The 19,647-nt window shown below is 36.0% G+C and carries 23 protein-coding genes; 19 read left to right on the forward strand and 4 right to left on the reverse strand.

Features of this window, described 5'->3' with window-relative positions:
* The first annotated feature begins 1 nt into the window (after window position 1).
* From scpB to C1A05_RS05430, 15 genes are all read left to right on the forward strand, one after another.
* On the forward strand, window positions 2-565 hold the full coding sequence (gene scpB, locus C1A05_RS05360; protein ID WP_102027151.1) for an SMC-Scp complex subunit ScpB: 564 nt from the start codon (window positions 2-4) through the stop codon (window positions 563-565).
* Window positions 566-678: 113 nt separating this feature from the next.
* Window positions 679-1,077 (forward strand): hypothetical protein, encoded by a 399-nt coding sequence (locus C1A05_RS05365; protein WP_102027152.1) that lies wholly within the window; start codon window positions 679-681, stop codon window positions 1,075-1,077.
* A 28-nt stretch (window positions 1,078-1,105) separates the two neighbouring features.
* Window positions 1,106-1,612 (forward strand): DUF3907 family protein, encoded by a 507-nt coding sequence (locus C1A05_RS05370; RefSeq protein WP_102027153.1) that lies wholly within the window; start codon window positions 1,106-1,108, stop codon window positions 1,610-1,612.
* Between the two features lie 121 nt (window positions 1,613-1,733).
* Complete coding sequence (locus tag C1A05_RS05375) at window positions 1,734-2,609, forward strand: superoxide dismutase (RefSeq protein ID WP_102027154.1); 876 nt, start codon at window positions 1,734-1,736, stop codon at window positions 2,607-2,609.
* Between the two features lie 366 nt (window positions 2,610-2,975).
* The gene (locus C1A05_RS05380) at window positions 2,976-4,076 is read left to right on the forward strand and encodes a D-alanyl-D-alanine carboxypeptidase family protein (protein ID WP_102027371.1); all 1,101 of its coding nucleotides are present in this window, start codon (window positions 2,976-2,978) and stop codon (window positions 4,074-4,076) included.
* The gene (locus C1A05_RS05385) at window positions 4,076-4,669 is read left to right on the forward strand and encodes a nucleoside recognition domain-containing protein (RefSeq protein ID WP_102027155.1); all 594 of its coding nucleotides are present in this window, start codon (window positions 4,076-4,078) and stop codon (window positions 4,667-4,669) included. Before C1A05_RS05380 ends, C1A05_RS05385 begins: the two co-directional genes overlap by 1 nt.
* Window positions 4,666-5,199, forward strand: coding sequence for a spore maturation protein (locus tag C1A05_RS05390; protein ID WP_102027156.1), 534 nt, complete (start codon window positions 4,666-4,668; stop codon window positions 5,197-5,199). The genes C1A05_RS05385 and C1A05_RS05390 overlap by 4 nt, the downstream gene beginning before the upstream one ends.
* A gap of 88 nt (window positions 5,200-5,287) precedes the next feature.
* On the forward strand, window positions 5,288-6,028 hold the full coding sequence (locus C1A05_RS05395) for a pseudouridine synthase (RefSeq protein ID WP_102027157.1): 741 nt from the start codon (window positions 5,288-5,290) through the stop codon (window positions 6,026-6,028).
* 55 nt (window positions 6,029-6,083) lie between these two features.
* Complete coding sequence (gene resA / locus C1A05_RS05400) at window positions 6,084-6,635, forward strand: thiol-disulfide oxidoreductase ResA (protein ID WP_234998345.1); 552 nt, start codon at window positions 6,084-6,086, stop codon at window positions 6,633-6,635.
* A gap of 17 nt (window positions 6,636-6,652) precedes the next feature.
* A complete protein-coding gene (gene resB / locus C1A05_RS05405) occupies window positions 6,653-8,293 on the forward strand; it encodes a cytochrome c biogenesis protein ResB (protein WP_102027159.1) in 1,641 nt (546 codons plus the stop codon).
* Window positions 8,294-8,501: 208 nt separating this feature from the next.
* Window positions 8,502-9,686: a c-type cytochrome biogenesis protein CcsB gene (gene ccsB, locus C1A05_RS05410; protein ID WP_102027160.1), complete on the forward strand. Its 1,185-nt coding sequence runs from the start codon at window positions 8,502-8,504 to the stop codon at window positions 9,684-9,686.
* A gap of 28 nt (window positions 9,687-9,714) precedes the next feature.
* Window positions 9,715-10,425, forward strand: a complete 711-nt coding sequence (locus C1A05_RS05415; protein ID WP_102027161.1) for a response regulator transcription factor — start codon at window positions 9,715-9,717, stop codon at window positions 10,423-10,425.
* Entirely contained in the window at window positions 10,425-12,194 is a 1,770-nt protein-coding gene (locus C1A05_RS05420; protein ID WP_102027162.1) for an ATP-binding protein, read from the forward strand. Before C1A05_RS05415 ends, C1A05_RS05420 begins: the two co-directional genes overlap by 1 nt.
* A gap of 319 nt (window positions 12,195-12,513) precedes the next feature.
* On the forward strand, window positions 12,514-13,053 hold the full coding sequence (gene sigX, locus C1A05_RS05425; protein WP_102027163.1) for an RNA polymerase sigma factor SigX: 540 nt from the start codon (window positions 12,514-12,516) through the stop codon (window positions 13,051-13,053).
* Window positions 13,040-13,858, forward strand: coding sequence for a hypothetical protein (locus tag C1A05_RS05430; RefSeq protein WP_102027164.1), 819 nt, complete (start codon window positions 13,040-13,042; stop codon window positions 13,856-13,858). The genes sigX and C1A05_RS05430 overlap by 14 nt, the downstream gene beginning before the upstream one ends.
* A 298-nt stretch (window positions 13,859-14,156) precedes the next feature.
* Here C1A05_RS05430 and C1A05_RS05435 read toward each other — a convergent pair whose 3' ends face one another.
* The gene (locus tag C1A05_RS05435; protein ID WP_102027165.1) at window positions 14,157-14,405 is read right to left on the reverse strand and encodes a ferredoxin; all 249 of its coding nucleotides are present in this window, start codon (window positions 14,403-14,405) and stop codon (window positions 14,157-14,159) included.
* 242 nt (window positions 14,406-14,647) lie between these two features.
* Between C1A05_RS05435 and C1A05_RS05440 the strand changes: the two genes are divergently transcribed.
* Genes C1A05_RS05440 through C1A05_RS05455 form a run of 4 tightly spaced genes read left to right on the forward strand, consistent with a single transcriptional unit; the run spans window position 14,648 to window position 18,234 of the window.
* Complete coding sequence (locus C1A05_RS05440) at window positions 14,648-15,691, forward strand: helix-turn-helix domain-containing protein (protein WP_102027166.1); 1,044 nt, start codon at window positions 14,648-14,650, stop codon at window positions 15,689-15,691.
* Between the two features lie 20 nt (window positions 15,692-15,711).
* Window positions 15,712-17,241: a RecQ family ATP-dependent DNA helicase gene (locus C1A05_RS05445; protein ID WP_102027167.1), complete on the forward strand. Its 1,530-nt coding sequence runs from the start codon at window positions 15,712-15,714 to the stop codon at window positions 17,239-17,241.
* A complete protein-coding gene (locus tag C1A05_RS05450; protein WP_234998346.1) occupies window positions 17,238-17,855 on the forward strand; it encodes a CPBP family intramembrane glutamic endopeptidase in 618 nt (205 codons plus the stop codon). The genes C1A05_RS05445 and C1A05_RS05450 overlap by 4 nt, the downstream gene beginning before the upstream one ends.
* Entirely contained in the window at window positions 17,824-18,234 is a 411-nt protein-coding gene (locus C1A05_RS05455) for a hypothetical protein (protein ID WP_102027168.1), read from the forward strand. Before C1A05_RS05450 ends, C1A05_RS05455 begins: the two co-directional genes overlap by 32 nt.
* Before the next feature lie 195 nt (window positions 18,235-18,429).
* Here the strand turns inward: C1A05_RS05455 and C1A05_RS05460 are convergent, their stop codons facing one another.
* Genes C1A05_RS05460 through C1A05_RS05470 form a run of 3 tightly spaced genes read right to left on the reverse strand, consistent with a single transcriptional unit; the run spans window position 18,430 to window position 19,438 of the window.
* The gene (locus C1A05_RS05460; RefSeq protein WP_102027169.1) at window positions 18,430-18,999 is read right to left on the reverse strand and encodes a manganese catalase family protein; all 570 of its coding nucleotides are present in this window, start codon (window positions 18,997-18,999) and stop codon (window positions 18,430-18,432) included.
* A gap of 15 nt (window positions 19,000-19,014) precedes the next feature.
* Entirely contained in the window at window positions 19,015-19,278 is a 264-nt protein-coding gene (locus C1A05_RS05465; protein ID WP_102027170.1) for a spore coat protein CotJB, read from the reverse strand.
* On the reverse strand, window positions 19,271-19,438 hold the full coding sequence (locus tag C1A05_RS05470; protein WP_102027373.1) for a spore coat associated protein CotJA: 168 nt from the start codon (window positions 19,436-19,438) through the stop codon (window positions 19,271-19,273). The genes C1A05_RS05465 and C1A05_RS05470 overlap by 8 nt, the downstream gene beginning before the upstream one ends.
* Window positions 19,439-19,647: the final 209 nt, after the last annotated feature.

A 19,647-nucleotide genomic window follows, 5' to 3' on the forward strand; every position in this document is an offset into this window, starting at 1 on the left:
CATGGAATTAAAATCATTAAAAGCAGTTACAGAGGGATTGCTATTTGCATCAGGAGAAGAAGGTCTTAGTAAAAAACAATTATCAAATGTGTTACAAGTAGACGAAGCAACGGTTCAACTTGTAATCGATGAATTAAAGTATGATTATGATGATGAACAACGTGGATTAACCATAATGCAATCTGCAGATTATTTTCATTTAACGACAAAACCAGAGCATGCATCGTATTTTGAAAGACTTGTTCAAACACCAACCTCATCACGTTTATCACAGGCTGCACTTGAGACCTTGGCAATTATCGCTTATAAACAGCCTATTACGAGAACGGAAATTGAAGAAATTAGGGGTGTAAATAGTGATGGCCCAGTGAACACACTATTATCTAGAACATTGATTCAGGAAGCGGGTAGAAAAGAAACCAGCGGAAGACCGATATTATTTGCCACTACAAAGCAATTTTTAACCTTCTTCGGATTAACTTCCCTAGAGGAATTGCCACCTTTACCGGAGGAATTAATAGAGGATAACATTGAAGAAGAGGTGGACTTGTTTTTTTCAAAGTAAAACGAAAAAAGGATTTGGGAATGAAATCATATACTTGTAATAGAATTATAGAAATAAGCGTTTGGAAACGCTTTATTATGGTATGATGATTGTAAAAAGTCAGGGGGATGGAGATGGAAGTTATTCAGATTCGAGGGTACCAATTAGAGAAAAGTGTAGCTACATCACCAGAGGATGCATTTGTACGATCGGAAGTGATTTACCATTTAAATAAGGAAGAAAAAACCTTGTCCTTACTTTTTTTGGAATACTTTGATCAAAAAAGAAGCGAGTTCACACCTTTCAATGACGATCCCATCATGACTATTGGAGAAATAGATTATACGTTCAAAGATGTTGCTGCATTAGCTGCCTTACTAAATAACCCACACCTCTCACGGCAAAAACGAATATATATTCATGATTTTACTCATTTTAGAGACCTATATGAGAATATGGATTGGGAAATAGTAAAGCAAGCACTTCTGAAAATTAGCAATGATTCTACTTTCCATGTTTCTATAAAGTCTTAACAATAATGCTCTTAGGAGGTCAATATCTGTGAGTAATACGGTTGTCCAAGCACAAATGAATGATGTAAAGGATTTTCTAGCTGTTACGGTTACAAAATTATCTGAGTATTTAAATGAACATTCCATTGGTCAGTTGCTAGAGGAAGAAGGTAGCAAAGAAAAAGAGTATTATGAAAAGCTATTAAAAGAAATAAGAAGGCTAGAGGTATTTTGTGTGGAAGCACTGGATGTTGTGAACGTCATTATGTATTCCGAGCCATTCCGAAAATCTGCAGCGGAGCAAACGTTATACCGAATTTACCATAAATGTATACTGGAGTTTTTCTTCCCTAAGGATGATATTTGGTATGAAGATAGTAGAGCATTGTATACGGGGAAAAATTCCATCCAGTTTCATGCCACACCACCAACATCATTAAAGACACTAATTCACTCCCTTGAAAGTCCATTTCAATCAATTCGAGAAGAGTTAGATTATTATGAAACCGATTATCAAACAAAAGTGGTTATGAATAATAGTGAAAACAACGCTTAATCTGAAAGGACCTTATTCGAAATAGGAATAAGGTTTTTTTATTTTTGGGGTTTTTTTTGGTTCTGTTAGCACCTATCACGGGTACAAGTGCCTAGGCATAGTATGTGTCGAGGTGAGTAAAATGAATGCAAAATATGAACAATATTTACATGCTTTATGGAACTGGGCGAATGAAGTAGAAGAAAAGGTCATTCATTCCAGATATTATGGAGAAACATCAAATTGGACCCAGGAATTAGAACAGTGGAGAAATGAGTTAAAAACCTTATTGAACACGCCAACAGCTGTTACAAAAGATGCGATTAAAACAATCGAAAGTCGAGGGAAGCAGTTAGTTGATCATTTACTATATGATCGCGAGAGAAAGGGCTCCATTCAAACAGGAAAACATACATTACCTCCACTTCCCTATGCATATGATGCGTTAGAACCTTATATTGCAAAGGAAATTATGCAATTACATCATGATGTACATCATAAAAGTTATGTAGACGGCTTAAATACTGCGGAAAAAATGATTGAAAAATGGAGTGAATCGCAAAATGCGAATTTGTTGAGACATTGGATGCGGGAACAATCCTTTAATGGTAGTGGACATTATTTGCACACTATTTTTTGGGATAACATGTCTCCAAATGGAGGGGGAGAACCAAAAGGAGAATTATTGAAAAAAATAAAGCAAGACTTTTCCTCTGTAGCTCGTTTTAAACAATTATTTACAAATGCCGCAAAATCCGTTCAGGGATCTGGATGGATAATGTTAGTATGGCAACTACGATCTGGACGATTAGGCATTCAGACTGTAGAAAAGCATAATATGTATGCGCTTTTTGATGTAGTTCCATTACTAGTATTAGATTTATGGGAACACGCCTATTACTTACAATATGAAACCAATCGAAATAAATACATTGACAATTGGTGGAATATTGTAAATTGGTCAGATGTTGAAAAGCGATATCAAAAAATAAAACCGATTATATGGGAATTAGCATAACATAGAGGACGGGACATAAGCTTTATCTGAAAAGGAAAACCCGAACCTTGACTGACGGAGCAATACCGCTTTGGAAATACACTAGGCTTTTCGCAAACGCTGTTATAGTCTCTTCATGCCGACGCACTGCGGGCTCTCCCTAGCCTTTTCAACCCGCAGGAGTCTCCGTGTATTTCCTCCGCTAATTTAGTTCATTATTCGCCTTTTGATTCAAACTGTTTCGTTAGGTCCAAGCCTCCTTCGCTTTTACATTACCATGTTTCCCTATATTTAGTTATTCATCAGAAATGTTTCTAGTCATATGCCCGTCCCATTTGCATAAATTATTACAAAACACCATGAAATGGAGGATACATTTTGAAACGGATGAAAAAGGGATTTCTTTTTTTACTAATATTATTATTATGTTTATCTATACTTCCGACCAAAATATTAGCTGCACCAGGTGTGTCAGCAGAAAATGCAGTACTGATGGAATTTGAATCTGGACGAGTCCTATATGAGAAAAACGCACACCAACAAAAAAGTATCGCCAGTATTACGAAAATCCTTACTGCTATTGTGGCAATTGAGAATGGTAATTTGAATGATGTCGTTACGGTTAGCGACCGTGCTGTTCGTACAGAAGGCTCCTCGATTTATTTAAAACCAGGGGACAAAGTCAAGCTAAAGGATTTAATTTATGGATTAATGCTTCGTTCTGGTAATGATTCTGCGGTTGCTATTGCAGAGCATGTAGGAGGAAGTGTAGAAGGTTTTGCTCATTTAATGAATGAAAAAGCACGTTGGATTGGGATGCAAAATTCACACTTTGCGAATCCACATGGGCTAGAGCAAGACGGTCACTATTCTACAGCATATGACATGGCTTTACTCATGCGATATGCAATGCATAATCAAACATTTGCCAAAATATCTGGAACCGTAAGTTATCAATCGGAAACGTATAAATATCCTTGGAGAAATAAAAACAAACTACTCACACAATATTATAAATATTGTATTGGTGGGAAAACAGGCTTTACAAGAAAAGCAGGGAGAACATTAGTAACCAGCGCAGAAAAAGAAGGGATGAAGCTTATCGCAGTAACGCTAAATGCCTCTGGTGACTGGAATGATCACACGAATTTATATGAGTGGGGCTATAAATCTTATGAATTAGAGCTTATAAAAAATGAAGGGGATATTCTTATTCCGCTTCCAAATGGAAATACGATGAGTGGGGAGATTGTAAATCCAGTGCGTATCCCATTAACAAAGAGTGAAGTAGATCAATTAGAGCATATCACATATGTTAAAAAGGATTTAAATCCAGTGGAGGATGAACTAGTAGGAAAGCAGGTTTATAAATTAGATGGAGAAGTTTTAGCAGTCCGAAACATTATTCATGAGCCTACTCCAAAGCAAAATGAAGGATTTTTAAATAAAGTGAAGCAAATCTTTAACCAAATAAGTGGTGTCTTATAATGGTTAACTTAATATGGGTGTTTTTGGCTGCAACTGGCATCATTTTTGCGATGTTTAATGGGACAATGGATGAAGTTAATGAGGCAATATTCAAAAGTGCGGATGATGCGGTTATGTTGGCAATTGGCCTTATAAGTGTATTAGTCTTTTGGATTGGCCTTATGAGAATAGCTGAAGAAGCAGGACTATTAAAGGGATTGGCAAAACTGTTTAAACCTGTATTTAGACGGATTTTTCCAGAAATCCCCCCTGATAGTCCTGCTATGGGGTACATACTTTCTAACTTTTCTGCTAATTTGTTCGGGTTGGGGAATGCTGCAACCCCTATGGGACTGAAAGCTATGCAGGAAATGAAAAAGTTAAATAACCATTCTACGGAAGCATCCCGTTCTATGATTACCTTTCTGGCATTGAATACATCGAGTGTCACCTTAATTCCGACGACAGTAATTGCGATTCGAATGCAATATGAATCAGTCTCTCCAACGGATATTGTGGGAACGACAATCGTAGCCACTTTAATATCGACAATCGGAGCTTTGACAGTAGATCGACTTTTTTATTATAAAAGAATACGGGGGAACAAGAAATGAGTATTATTACGGTTGTCAGTACATGGATTATCCCTCTAATCATTTTACTAGTTTTATTAGCAGGAACAATCAAGAAAATACCTACATATGAAACGTTTGTAGAAGGAGGGAAAGAAGGGATACAAATGGCAATTTCCCTCCTTCCTTTTTTATTAGGAATGATGGTTTCCATCGCTATATTTAGAGCTTCAGGCGCAATGGAAGCCTTTGTTGAATTTTTATCACCCGCTTTGCACATACTTGGAGTACCAAGTGAAATTGTACCACTCGCAGTTGTTCGACCCATTTCTGGAACTGCAGCATTAGCCGTAACAACCGATCTAATTAAAGAATTTGGACCAGATTCTTTTATTGGCCGCCTTGCCTCTACTATGCAAGGATCAACAGATACAACGTTATACATACTCACGGTATATTTTGGAGCAGTTGGTATTCGGAAAATGGGGGATGCACTTAAGGTTGGACTAATAGCTGACCTTATTGGTATAATAGCTTCGATTATTATATGTACTTATGTATTTGGTTTTTAAAGCGTTGACAAGATGTTAACGCTTTTTATACTGTATTCCTATCGTTTTACAACAAGCCCAATTCGTAAAAGGAAAAGGTGGTGCCATTATGGAACAAAATTTAGAAAGACTTCAAAAAGTAATTGCGCAAAGTGGCTATACTTCTAGGCGTAAAGCAGAGCAACTCATTGTAGAGGGAAAAGTAAAAGTTAACGGAAAACTAGTGAAAGAGTTGGGTACAAAGGTAGGTCCTAACGATAAGATAGAAGTAAATGGTGTTCCGCTTGAAAAAGAAGTACCTGTTTACTTTATGTTATATAAACCTCGGGGCATTATTTCGAGTGTCAAGGATGAGAAAAATCGTAAGGTCGTTACAGATTTATTGCCAGAGGTAGAAGAGAGAATCTTTCCTATAGGAAGGTTAGATTATGACACATCGGGCTTACTGTTATTAACAAACGATGGAGAATTTGCCCAAATGTTAATGCATCCAAAACACAAAATGGATAAAGTGTATGTTGCAAAAATTAAAGGGATTCCTTCAAAAGAGGAATTAAAGAAATTAAGAAGTGGCATTACTTCTAATGGTGAAAAATTAAAAGCATTACGATATCGGGTGCTGTCTACGGACACAAAAAAAAATAAAATGATTATGGAGCTAACGCTGCATGAGGGGAAAAACCGACAAATAAGAAGAATGTTTGATGCTTTGGGGTATCCAGTAGAAAAGTTAAAAAGAGAAAAATATGGATTTCTAACAGTAGAGGGAATGAATCCCGGTGACTATAGAGAATTAACTCCTTATGAAGTCAAGCAATTAAAACTCCTTGCGCAGAAAAATGTTGAATAATTTTCAAATTTAAACGGGACATCAAGTGGTATAATGTACGGAGGAGTTGATGGTAGTGTCTAATAAAAAGAAAAACAGGTTAATATTTCGGACTGTTGTTTTATTTGTGATGCTAGGTGCCATTGTTTTTGCACTTGTTACAAACTTGATGAAAGATCAAGAGAAAGTGAAGGAAGGGGAAATAGCACCGAATTTCTCATTGCAGGAATTAAATGGAGATAAAACCTACGTATTGCATGATGAATTTAAGGATAAAGGGATTATGTTAAATTTTTGGGCAACGTATTGTGAGCCTTGTAAAGATGAAATGCCTCATATGGATGAACTTTATCCAAAATATAAAGAAAAAGGCGTCGAAATAATCGCTGTTAGCTTAGATTCTTCGGAATTGATTATTAATAATTTCTTGGATGATTATGATTTCTCTTTTCCAATTGTACATGACAAAAGAGGGGAAGTTATGGAATTGTATGACGTCTTTGAAATTCCATCTACTTTCTTTATTAATAAAAATGGAGAAGTGGAAAGAATCATATCTGGACCTTTAACTCTTGAAAACCTTGACAATTATCTTGAAGAAATTGTGCCAGATAACGAGAATTCATAGAAATGAGTGTTTAATGTATGAATCAAATTAAATGTGAGTGTGGACATGTAAATCCAGAGGGTACGGTGTTATGTGAAGCCTGTGGGAAGCCAATTGAAAAAAATCAGCATGTCGATGGGAACGAAGGTCAAAAAACGTTAAATATGCGTTATGAAGGTAGTGCAAGAAGATCAAAAACCTATAATCGTACCATTATTGATAAAATTTGGATTTTCTTTTCTTCGGTAAAGGTCGGGGTTTGGATTATTGTCTTAACCCTAATAGCATCAGCCATCGGTACGATATATCCGCAAGAAATATATATACCTCCTGGTGTAGATCCTGCAACACACTACAAGGACGAGTATGGTATAACAGGTCAAATATATTATCAATTAGGACTACATAATTTATACAATTCATGGTGGTATTTACTACTCGTTGCATCGCTAGGTGTTTCTTTGGTTATATGCAGTATCGACCGATTTGTGCCACTACGACGTGCCTTGAAAAAGCAACGGGCAAAACGTAATCCAGTCTTTATAAGAAGACAGCGTTTATATGGTGAGACAAAGGATGTAAATAAAGAAGATATTGTGAATGTTATCGACCAATTAAAAAAGAAGAAATATAAAATCACGGAAGAAAATGGACATTATCTTGCAGAAAAAGGTCGCTTCTCACGGTGGGGCCCGTACGTAAATCATATTGGACTCATTATTATTTTAATAGCTGCTATGTTGCGAGCGTTACCAATAATGCATGTGGAGGACTATGTATGGGTACGCGAGGGAGAAACGAAGGTTATACCACAGACCGATAATAAGTATTATATTGAAAATAAAGATTTCATTTTTGAAATTTATGATGAAAATGATGAAACATACGGAGAAGCGGTAAAAAAATCCGGGGAAATTATTCCGAGTAACTTCCAAACAAACGCTACTATATATAAAGTAGATGGAGAAATAATTCCTGGTGAAGAACCGAAGTTAGAAAAAGTTATGGAAGATGAAATACGGGTAAACGAGCCCTTGAAAATAAAAGATGCAGATATATCTTTATATCAGGCTAGTTATCAGCTAAATGAGTTTCAATCAATGTCCTTTAAATTACATTTAGCTAATGATCCCGAGGAGAAGGCAATTGGTGAGTTTACCTTTGATATGACGTCACCCCAAAAAGAATATGACTTAGGAAATGGTTACCGTATTGTTGTGGATGAGTATTATCCAGAGTTTTATATGAATGATAATGGTGAGCCTGCTTCTTTCTCAAAATATCCAAAAAATCCTGCGTTTATTTTATTTGTTTATGGACCTGACATTGAGGAGTACGAAGTGAATTTTCTTGGGATTGGTACGAACTTAAATGCAGATCCAAATAACGTATATAAACTGAGTATAACGGATTTTGATATGCAAGATGTAACAGGTTTAACGGTGAAACGGGACCATACTTTACCTTTATTCGGATTAGGAGCACTTATTTTTATGATTGGCGTTGTTCAAGGTATGTATTGGCACCATCGTAGAATCTGGATTCAACCGAATGAAGATGGGGTTTGGATTGCAGCGCATACAAATAAAAACTGGTATGGAATTAAAAAAGAATTAGAAAAAATAGTGGAAAATAGTAAGATAGATATGCCGAAAGACCAGCAAGAACTAGACGAGTGATGCAGCTGTTAAATAGATGTGCACATTTGGATTACGGATTTCTATATTTTTACTATGGTTTGTTAAAATAGTTAAAATAAGAAGTTACGACTTTCTCTTTACATAGGGGAAGTCGTATCCTTGTTTACAAAGTCTAGTTATATAGATATACAATTCACTTTTTGCTATATGTGGAAATGGTCATTTCGACAAAGGAGGAACTTTTAAAATGGATTATCAGTCGATAAGTAGTAACTTATTATATGCAGCATTTATGTTGTACTTGGTTGCAACCTTCTTTTTAGGATTTACTGTAAGGGATAAAAGACAAAAAGACAAAACATCAAAAGCCGGTGTCATTGGTATTGTTCTAACTGTTATCGGTTTTCTATCGCAACTAGGTTATTTTATTACACGTTGGATTGCTAGTGGACATGCACCTGTTAGTAATATGTTTGAATTTGTTACGTTTTTCGGAATGATGCTAGTCCTTGCGTTTATCGTTTTATTTGCTATTTATAAAATATATGTATTAGGGTTATTTATTTTGCCTTTAACCGCTATCGTAATTGGGTTTGCAAGTGTATTTCCAACAGAAATTTCACCATTAGTACCATCGCTAAAATCCCATTGGTTGTATATTCACGTTACGACGGTTTCCTTAGGAGAAGGGATACTAGCGATTAGTTTTGGTGCGGGGTTAATTTACTTAATTCGCCAAATTAACCAATCGACGAGAAGTCAAAAAACGTTTTGGTTAGAATTTATTTTCTATACGATGTTAAGTACGGTAGCCTTTATTGGTATTACAACTACATTTAGTGCAATGGGCTATGAAGCTGAATTTGATTTACCAGAAAGTGATTCTGTTGAGGTTTATACTGTTCCTGCACTTGTAGCGCCTTATAATGCAGAGCTTATTACGGAAGATGTTATGCAACCAATCATGGATATACCAGAATGGATGCACGGGGCAAATGCAGGACGTAAGTTCAACACCTTCTTATGGTCCATTATGGGCGGTCTTGTACTGTATGGATTGATTCGATTAATCCTACGTAAACGAATTGGTGCTGCAATACAACCAAAACTGCAAAATTTAAAACCAGATTTATTAGATGAAGTTATGTATCGTTCTGTAGCTATTGGATTTCCAGTCTTTACATTAGGTGGATTAATCTTTGCTGCTATTTGGGCACAAGAAGCATGGGATCGCTTCTGGGGATGGGACCCTAAAGAAGTGTGGGCGTTAATTACCTGGTTCTTTTATGCGGCATTTTTACACTTGCGTTTATCAAGAGGCTGGCATGGGGAAAAATCAGCTTGGTTAGCGGTGCTTGGCTTTGCTATTATCATGTTCAATTTAATTTTCGTTAACTTAGTAATTTCTGGGATGCATTCGTACGCTGAGTAAGGTTTGATAATTAAAGGGGGATTGTGACATGGATGCTAGAATATTAGTTGTTGATGATGAGGAACGTATTAGAAGGCTACTGAAGATGTACTTAGTAAGAGAGGACTTTGAAATTGATGAAGCGGAAGATGGGGAGACCGCTTTACAAAAAGCATTGAATGAAGATTATGATTTAATTTTGTTGGACCTTATGATGCCAGGCTTAAGTGGGGAAGAGGTTTGTACTCAATTGCGGGAGCATAAAGCCACTCCAGTTATTATGTTAACGGCAAAAGGGGAAGAAGCAAATCGTGTCCAAGGATTTGAAGTTGGTGCTGATGATTATATCGTAAAACCATTTAGTCCAAGAGAGGTAGTGCTTCGTGTAAAAGCGTTGTTACGCCGCTCTTCAACGACTAAGTTCTTAAAACACTCTACATCAGCTCAAGATGTGCTCGTTTTTCCACACCTAACGATAGAGAAGGATGCACATCGGGTTACAGCAGATGAAAAAGAAATCAATTTAACACCAAAAGAATATGAATTATTACATTTTCTTGCTAAATCGCCAGATAAGGTATTTTCAAGAGAAGATCTTCTTAAAGAGGTTTGGAATTATGAATTTTTTGGAGATTTGAGAACAGTAGATACCCATGTAAAACGTTTGCGTGAAAAACTAAGTAAAGTTTCCAAAGATGCTGCTAAAATGATTGTTACGGTATGGGGAGTTGGATACAAATTTGAGGTAGGCAAGGGATAATGTTTTGGCGAAGTATAGTAGTTAAATTATGGGCTACCATTTTGTTATTCTTTACATTCGTCCTAGTTACGCTAACTATTTTATTGCTGCAGTTTTTTGAAACCTATCACGAGAATGAGGCAGAAGAAGAGCTCATGCAAGCTGCTAATGTTGTATCTAAAATTATTGGAGAATATCATGACCGGGAGCTTGTTACGAATACGATTGAACAAGTAAGAGATCCATCGAATCGTGTCGTTGTATTCTTTAATGATATGGAATATTGGATTTCCGATAGTACCGATAAAAAGTTAGATTCCGTCGAATTAGATTGGTTTTATTCAGATGAAGACTTAACCGAAGTTTTATCACATAATGGGAATTTGAAGAAGAAAACAACATTACCAAATACGGATACGGAAGTGCTTTTAGTTGGCCAACCTTTAGAAAGCCAATTAGGAGCCGTATTCATCTATCAGTCTCTTGATAATATAGAAGAGACGACAAAACAAACAACAAGGCTAATCGTATTAGCTGCAGGAATAGCGATTATTTTAACAACTTTCTTCGCGTTCTTTTTATCTACAAGAATGACTGCACCATTGATAAAAATGCGAAAAGCTGCTCTTGAGTTAGCGAAGGGTGAATTCCATACAAAAGTACCAATCTTAACACATGATGAAATTGGGGAGCTGGCCATTGCGTTTAATCGGATGGGACGTCAATTAAAATATCATATTCATGCATTAAACCAAGAAAAAGAACAAGTTCAAAGTATATTAGCTTCTATGGCCGACGGTGTCATTTCTTTAAATCGAGAGGGAGAAGTTGTTCTAACAAATCCACCCGCAGATCGCTTTATTGATTTACTATCCTTCAATCAAACGAGTAGTAATCGCGAAATGAAGATTGTCCCTAATGAGCTAAAGGAAGCACTAAAACAAGTCATTTCTCGTGAAGAGGAAGTAATGAGAGAGATAAGCATCCAAGGGCGTACATTTGTTATGCTTATCTCACCACTGTATAATCAATCCTTTATACGAGGTGCTGTAGCAGTAGTACGGGATATGACAGAAGAGAGACAGCTAGACAAGTTAAGAAAAGATTTCATTGCAAATGTATCCCATGAGCTAAGAACTCCGATTTCTATGTTACAGGGATATAGTGAGGCCATAATGGACGATATAGCTCAATCACAGGATGAGAAAAATGAGCTTGCTCGAATAATTTATGAAGAGTCGTTGCGCATGGGAAGATTAGTAAACGAATTGTTAGATTTAGCAAGAATGGAAGCAGGACATATCCATTTAAATATGGAGGAAGTAAATGTAACCCCATATTTAACAAAAATTTATAAAAAGTTTGCTGGTATTGCTGAAGAAAAATCGATTCATTTACTAATGGAAAATAATTATAAGAGTGAAACCTTCATCTTTGACCCAGATCGAATGGAGCAAGTTTTAACAAACCTAATAGATAATGCAATAAGACATACTTCTGAAAATGGGCACGTTAAACTAATGGTCGATTCTCTAGCAAATGGTTCCATCCAATTCAGTGTAGTTGATTCTGGTTCTGGTATTAAAGAAGAGGATTTACCTTTTATATTTGAACGATTCTATAAAGCAGATAAATCTAGGGTCAAGAAAGAAGGCGCATCCGGTACTGGCTTAGGATTAGCGATAGCTAAAAACATTATCGAAGCACATCAAGGTACAGTTGATGTTCACAGTAAGGTGGATAAGGGGACAACCTTCATTGTTACCTTGCCAAAATCTATCAAAAAATAGATAATCCTAGAGAATCATGTTGTTTAATATTGTTTCATATGAAATAGCCAAGCTGAGCAAAAACCATTGCTTAGCTTTTTTTTATCTGCAGAAATGTTGGAAGTTATGTGGCGGTGTTTAGTACAAAAGCCAATCCAAGGCATTGTGAGTTTTGTTGAGTTTCAATGAAAGTATTTCGCTTTTGCCGGGTATAAATCGAGTTCATCTCCTTTTATACGCATGTAATTGTGGTAGAATATGGGAAGGGTGAATTTGGTATAAAAATTATGTAACTTATTTTGTTTTTAGTCGACAAATATAATGAATGGGAGGCTTTCCTATGAAAGAAGTCTTTCAAGATCTTTATCATAAATACCATCATGATTTGTTTCAATTTTTATTCTATATGGTGAAGGATCGAACGTTAGCAGAAGACTTAGTTCAAGAAGTTTATATAAAGGTTTTACGCTCATATTCTACTTTTAAAGGGGACAGTAGTGAAAAGACATGGCTGTTTTCCATTGCAAGGCACATTGCAATTGATTACTTTAGAAGTCAAAAGCGAAAACGAAAGCATATATTCGAATCGTTTGATTGGACAGAAAAAGGAGAGCAGATTCAGGATGCATCAAAATTGCCGGAAGAGATTGCTCTTCAAAATGAAGAAGTAAGAAAAATGTATTTATGTCTCAGTCGTTGCTCATTGGATCAACAATCTGTTGTAATATTAAGGTTTATACAATCCCTCTCCATTCAAGAAACGGCAGAAGTATTGGAGTGGAGTGAAAGTAAAGTGAAGACAACCCAACATCGAGCAATGAAAGCCTTAAAAAAATATATGGAGGCTATGGAGGAGGGGATGCAACGTGACGAAAAATAACGGGAACGATGATAAAATAAAATCCTTACTTCAAAACATGCCTAAGATGAAGGACCATCAGCGTATGGAAGAATTATATACAAAGATTGTCAAACATATGGATGAAGAAACAGAGATTAAACCAAAGAAAAAAGCGTATGTTCCCCTGTTTTCTTTAGCTGCAGCCGTAGCATTTTTTGCTATAAGCATCACATCTGTTTATTTAAATCAAACTAAACAAGAAACAGCCGAGATGAATATGGATACTGGAGAAGAAAGGAAGGAAGAAGCTATTTACGACGCTGAGATTGCGGAAATTCCAGAAAGTAGTGATGAACAATATTCCATTCAAAGTATCCCGGAAAACAACACAATTATGGAAGATACGGCGCATACGTTAACATATGATAAGATTAAGCAGGACCATACATTTTTAGGCTTACGTCTTGGTATGAGCTATGAGGAGATGATTGGTGTAATAGGATCACCACTAGAAGAAGATGTAAATTCAAATATTGCTCGCCTAAAATATAGTTTGGATGGGTACGGAGTAGAAGCAACATTTGATGGGGAGAATGGTCCGATTCGAGAATATACTTTTTACCCACAGTATCTCGCTGATGGATTGTTTAAAGCATTGCCAAAGACAAAGGCAGATGCAGTAAGTGTATTTGGAGAACATTACGATAATACGGTTCAAACATGTCCCGGTAATACCTCTTGTAACACATATACGTATAATATCGATTCAGAAAGATATATTCAGGTACAAATAGTTGAGAACAAAGAGACTGTGTTTGCTATTCGATATGGGTTAAAAAAATAATATCTCAGAATTTTAGTCTGTGATGAATCGTACTATTTTCTACTTTATTTTTGGTCGCTAAGTGGTTGCTTAGTGACCTTTTTGTATTTTGTTACGGTTTTCGGACACATAGACTATTGCTATGTGACCAGTTCTTGTAAATTCACCAGTTTTCGGGTTCATAGACAGTCTCTATGTGTCCGTATTTATCTCAATACACAGAGTTTCGGTAAGATAGCCCCCCGCAATGTGCCCGTATTTATCTCGTACACAGAGTTTTTAGGTAGGTAGCCAACTCTATGTGCCTGATTCTCCCGGTTTATTCAAACTTATTCGGGTCACCATCAAATGCCTTATCTGAAATTCTTATCGATTCAGTAGGACAGCCATCAAAGGCATCTTCTAAGTCTTCTATTAAGTCGGCTGGTACCTCACTCGTACCATTGTTGTTATCTAAAATAACAAATGATAATCCTTCATCGTTATAATCAAATATATCGGGAGCTGTAGTACCACAGGCGCCACAAGCAATACAAGTATCCTGATCCACGATTGTAAATTTAGCCATTTGAATCCCCCTATAAAAGAAATCACAAGAATCATCGTAAGATTCTGGGAACGTTCAAAACGAATTTGATTCTATGCGTAAAACTGTATTAGTCTTACAAATAAAAATATTATTCCAATTAAATGTGACATAATAATTGTAAAACTGATATTAGAACTTTTCAATAAAAAACAGTTATAATAAAAACATAGTACATTTTGTAGAAACATAGGATTTTTAGTAGACGTTTGAGGTGAGGATAAGTGTTTCATGCCATATTATTGCGATGTTTAAAACAATTACAGGGAGAACGAAGTCTTTCATCGGTTTATCATTTATTAACCGGAAAAAAATCAACCCAGACAATACAGGATGCGAAATTGTTTCAAGTAGAAGTATTTTTTGGGGTATATCCAACACTTAACCGACTTCATTATGATAAAACCATAAAAAAATTCCAAAAGCAACAATTACTGGATGTGGATGAAAATCAAGGCATCGAATTAACATCAGATGGAGAAAAATACTTACATTCTATTAACGATATAGAAGGATTAGATTGGTTCCAGGGCTATACCTATCATAAGATGGCACCACTTTTTTTGAACAGACTTCTCCTTTTCATTCAAACAGCATCTAATATGCTAAATCAACAGAAAGAATTTGTACCGATTGTAGATGATGAAGCTGCTAAACGTTGGGTAAGACAATATTTCCATCACAATAAAAGGAATCTAGAGGGGCTTTTTAACAATTTATATAAGGATCTGATGTTACTATTTGAGTCGATTCCCAGTCCTTATCGTGATATCATCATTGCTAGAATGTCAGGCTATAAACTGATTGGACTTAGTAAAGACCAGATTGCAACGCAAGTGAAAATAACAGTAGATGATGTGGAATTGTATTTGCAAGCGACTATTCACTATATTCTAAATAAAGTTTCGGAAAATAATCATGGCCTAAAGGTATTACCATCGTTTGTTCCAAATATATCAGATGCTTTACCATTAACCACTTCAGCACAAAAAACGTTGATGTTCTATCGACAAGGAATATCATTATCCGAAATTGCGGCTAAAAGGAATTTAAAAAGGAGTACAATCCAAGATCACATCATTGAAATAGCAGTAGTGGAACCTAGCTTTTCCATACATTCTTTTGTTTCAAAAGATAAAGAACGTATTATTTTAGCAAAAGTACAAGAGTTACAAACAAAACGACTAAAGGTTATAAAAGAAAGTTTACCAAATGATATTGATTATTTTGATATAAGGTTAGTGTTTGCAAAGCATTTTAGTAGCTAGAGGGAAGGTGGGGGGACGTAATGAAAGAAATAAAGGAAGGATTCGTTATAGAAACGCTAGAAAAACATTTTGGTTTTTCAACGTTCCGCACGGGTCAAAAGGAAATAATTAAAGATATCTTATCCGGTCACGATGTTTTAGGAATTTTACCTACGGGAACAGGAAAGTCTTTGTGTTATCAACTACCTAGTATACTGTTTCGTGGCATCACAATTGTTGTTTCCCCATTAATTTCTCTTATGATAGACCAAGTAAAGCAATTAAAAGCAAAAGGTTTTAAAAGAGTAGCAGCCATTAATAGTATGATGAATGTGGAGCAAAAGAAGGCGATTATCAACAATTTGAACCAGTACAAATTGATTTACGTATCTCCAGAGATGCTTCAAAATAGCTGGATTATGAAGGTACTATTAACCCAACACATTTCGCTGTTTGTTATCGATGAAGCACATTGTATCTCCCAGTGGGGTCATGAGTTTCGTACGGATTATTTAAAATTAAAAGCAGTTATAAGTCAATTAAATAATCCTCCGGTTTTAGCATTAAGTGCTACAGCAACTCCTGAAGTTCAACAAGATATTATGCATTACTTAGGTCGTCCCAAGATGTTGAAGCGAATCTACCCAATGGACCGTGAAAATATTGCGTTTGTTATTGAACATACAGCTAATTGGACCGATAAAGTAGATAGAATCATAAATTTGTTAAAAGAAAAACAAGTTCCTACAATGATTTATTTTTCAAGTAGAATGTGGTGTGAAAGAATTAGTACAATATTGGGTGAAAGACTACCTAATCGAAATGTTTCCTATTACCATGGTGGTATGGATTCAGAAGATAGACTCCTAATTCAGCAGCAATTTATGAACAATCAATTAGATATAATATGTTGTACGAGTGCTTTCGGTATGGGAGTGGATAAACCGGATGTACGTCTTGTGATTCATTTTCATATGCCAACTCAATTAGAGTCCTATATTCAAGAGGTTGGGCGTGCTGGTAGAGACGGAAAACAAAGCGTGGGACTTGTTTTATACAGTAATGGAGATGAACAAATTCCGTTAACCTTAATCGAACAAGAACTTCCAACAGATAAACAAATACAGGACGTATTTCATTTTTTATCTAGTACAACGATTCGAGAATTACCCCAATTGGAAGAAGCTATTTTCATAAACTTGGAGTTGAATGAAACTCAGTGGGGGTTTATATCTCATCAATTAGAAAGAAATAACCTTATAGAAAATGGGATCCTAGTAAACGACCATAGTAAATGGAGAACTGGCCTTGAAACTACCTTAGCCTATCGGAATAAACGAATGCGTAATAAAGAGGAATTATTTACGCAATTTTTAAGCTGGATACATTCCACAAGTTGCAGACGGGAAAAACTATATGAATCCTTTCAAAATGGATTTACAAAACCAGAATTACTATGTTGTGATCATTGTCATTCTGTTTTATCAAATTGGCAGACAGAAGGGCTACCAATCAAGGATGCGACATATAATTGGAATGAAAAGTTAAAAAAGATATTTCAAATAGGGTGATTATATTGAAGAAACACTTGAATCAAGCCGAAATCATTAAAAGTCTAACAAATAAAGAATTAGTGTTTCAGCTCTATTTATCCCAGGCTATTATTTTTATTGTTGCGATCATTAGTGGATTTTTCGTCATAGACAGTTGGTTCAGCCTACTGAGGTGGGATCTTACACAACTGTTATTGTATGGTGTTCTCCCGGCGATAGCCGTTGTTCTCATTGATATTTTACTAATGCGTTTTTTACCCAGAAAATATTACGATGATGGTGGAATTAACGAGCGTGTTTTTACGAGTTTAAGTAAGGTGCATATTCCACTACTCGTTTTGTTTGTAGCGATATCTGAGGAAATGCTATTCCGAGGTGTCATCCACACCACTTTTGGTTTTTTCATAGGAAGTGTGACATTTGCGCTTGTCCATGTACGATATTTATGTAAGCCTGTTTTGTTTGTATCGATAATGTTCATGAGTTTCTTTATTGGTTACTTATATGAAATAACTGATAATTTACTTGTAACCATTGTGGCCCATTTTTTTGTTGACCTAATATTAGCTTACATCATAAAGTTCAAATGGGGTGAAGAAATTGACATCGAGGAAGGAAAATCAGTCAGCTGAGTATAAGAAAGAGGATCGTTCTATAAACGAAGACGAAACGGTTGACGTCTTCCAGTTACCTCCGCGCAAGGAAGTACATAGTAAACCGAACCGAAAAGAAGAAAAAGAGAATACTAACCAACAGAACCAACAGATCTCATCTGCTCAAGAACGCGAAACACAGAAAAATAGTGGAGAAAAGAAAAACTCCAGAATTTACAGGCGAGAAAAGAAGAAAGAAAAAACGGCTAGGAAATGGAATGTTTACCTTTTACGTTTTATTGTTATTTTATTTATTTTAACCTTAATTGCGATTCCACTATATTATTCTGGTGTGTTTATCAATGATGAAGATCTGGATAAAGTTAATCCAATAGGTGAGGAAATACGTTTTCAATGATGCTAAAGTTAGGTTCAAAAGTGCTTCACCTCCAATCCAGAGCGGTAAGCAAAACATAATCCTCTTTTCTATTGCACCTATTTTAAGAAAGTGTTGGGTATTGGATATGCCAGCTAAGAAAACAAAAAAGATGTGGAACCAACAATGTTCTCACATCTTTTGGGCTATGGCATAAAGAAAAGGCTAATTTCTCGGTTAGAAAATCTTCTTGCGATCACGCTCCTCTTTTAAAATCTCTACTGCTTCTCTAAATCTTTGTGAGTGAACTACTTCTCTTTCTCTCAAGTATTTCAATCCGTCGTTTAAATCTGGGTCATCAGACATATTAATAATCCATTGGTATGTTGCTCTAGCTTTTTCCTCTGCTGCAATATCTTCGTAAAGATCTGCAATAGGATCTCCTTTGGCTTGAATATAAGTTGCTGTCCAAGGGACTCCCGCAGCATTATGATAAAATAATGCCTTATCATGATTTGCGTAATGGTCTCCAAGACCTGCTTCCTTCATCATTTCAGGTGTTGCATCTTTGGTTAATTTGTATACCATCGTCGCAATCATTTCTAAGTGGGCAAACTCTTCCGTCCCAATATCTGTAAGTAATCCAATTACTTTGTCTGGAATGGTATACCGTTGATTTAAATATCGAAGTGCTGCAGCTAATTCGCCGTCTGCACCACCATATTGTTCAATTAAATACTTGGCGAGCATAGGATTACACGTGCTTACCTTAACCGGATACTCTAACTTTTTTTCGTAATACCACATAACTTAGCTCCTTTCTTAAATTTGCCATGGCCACGGTGTATCATCCCAATTCCATGGATATCCGCTATAACTCGCACCGAATTGCCGAAGAGGCCCGAATTGCCGTTCGTATTCCTTTTTCAGCATTTTACTTTGCTTTGCAAAATAGTTAAACTGTTGTATTGCCTCATAATCATCAGGATGTGTGTCTAAATAGAGGGTGAGTTCCACTAAAACGAAGTCAACTGCTTGAATATCCTCCATTAAATGATAAAATTCAGGGGGCATTGTTTTAGCCATTTTCATTCTCCTCCCGTTTGTATGGATTCGGATATGGACTATACAATGCTGGCCAAAGTGTTCCGTACGCTAACGCTTCCTTTGGACTAAACTGAGGTAAGGATGGTGGTTGAAATCCCATATAAAGCTGAGGCGGGGTTTCATATGATTTTACTTTCATTGGTGGACAAGGATCTAAAGGGCTCACGTAAGGATACCAGTATTTTCGTTGAGTATGCTGTTGCACTTAAATCCTCCTTTCATGATGTCAAAATGTCATACATTCCATATTATGTGAAAGAAACATGTCTGATTCATAGATTGAGAGGGTTGAAAGAAGGAATTATCCATTATTTACAGAAATATTATAATAAAGATGAAAATTAGCTC

It is taken from the genome of Salirhabdus sp. Marseille-P4669, from assembly GCF_900240405.1.
Lineage (GTDB): Bacteria > Bacillota > Bacilli > Bacillales > Alkalibacillaceae > OEQK01.

Excerpts from the sequence above, each read along its gene's own strand:
- C1A05_RS05375 (WP_102027154.1), top strand. The coding sequence starts at position 1,734 with ATGAATGCAAAATATGAACAATATTTACATGCTTTATGGAACTGGGCG.
- C1A05_RS05415 (WP_102027161.1), top strand. The coding sequence starts at position 9,715 with ATGGATGCTAGAATATTAGTTGTTGATGATGAGGAACGTATTAGAAGG.
- C1A05_RS05395 (WP_102027157.1), top strand. The coding sequence starts at position 5,288 with ATGGAACAAAATTTAGAAAGACTTCAAAAAGTAATTGCGCAAAGTGGC.
- C1A05_RS05435 (WP_102027165.1), bottom strand. The coding sequence starts at position 14,405 with ATGGCTAAATTTACAATCGTGGATCAGGATACTTGTATTGCTTGTGGC.
- C1A05_RS05460 (WP_102027169.1), bottom strand. The coding sequence starts at position 18,999 with ATGTGGTATTACGAAAAAAAGTTAGAGTATCCGGTTAAGGTAAGCACG.
- C1A05_RS05365 (WP_102027152.1), top strand. The coding sequence starts at position 679 with ATGGAAGTTATTCAGATTCGAGGGTACCAATTAGAGAAAAGTGTAGCT.
- C1A05_RS05445 (WP_102027167.1), top strand. The coding sequence starts at position 15,712 with ATGAAAGAAATAAAGGAAGGATTCGTTATAGAAACGCTAGAAAAACAT.
- C1A05_RS05380 (WP_102027371.1), top strand. The coding sequence starts at position 2,976 with ATGAAAAAGGGATTTCTTTTTTTACTAATATTATTATTATGTTTATCT.
- C1A05_RS05390 (WP_102027156.1), top strand. The coding sequence starts at position 4,666 with ATGAGTATTATTACGGTTGTCAGTACATGGATTATCCCTCTAATCATT.
- ccsB (WP_102027160.1), top strand. The coding sequence starts at position 8,502 with ATGGATTATCAGTCGATAAGTAGTAACTTATTATATGCAGCATTTATG.
- C1A05_RS05420 (WP_102027162.1), top strand. The coding sequence starts at position 10,425 with ATGTTTTGGCGAAGTATAGTAGTTAAATTATGGGCTACCATTTTGTTA.
- sigX (WP_102027163.1), top strand. The coding sequence starts at position 12,514 with ATGAAAGAAGTCTTTCAAGATCTTTATCATAAATACCATCATGATTTG.
- C1A05_RS05470 (WP_102027373.1), bottom strand. The coding sequence starts at position 19,438 with ATGAAAGTAAAATCATATGAAACCCCGCCTCAGCTTTATATGGGATTT.
- C1A05_RS05465 (WP_102027170.1), bottom strand. The coding sequence starts at position 19,278 with ATGGCTAAAACAATGCCCCCTGAATTTTATCATTTAATGGAGGATATT.
- resB (WP_102027159.1), top strand. The coding sequence starts at position 6,653 with ATGAATCAAATTAAATGTGAGTGTGGACATGTAAATCCAGAGGGTACG.
- scpB (WP_102027151.1), top strand. The coding sequence starts at position 2 with ATGGAATTAAAATCATTAAAAGCAGTTACAGAGGGATTGCTATTTGCA.
- C1A05_RS05385 (WP_102027155.1), top strand. The coding sequence starts at position 4,076 with ATGGTTAACTTAATATGGGTGTTTTTGGCTGCAACTGGCATCATTTTT.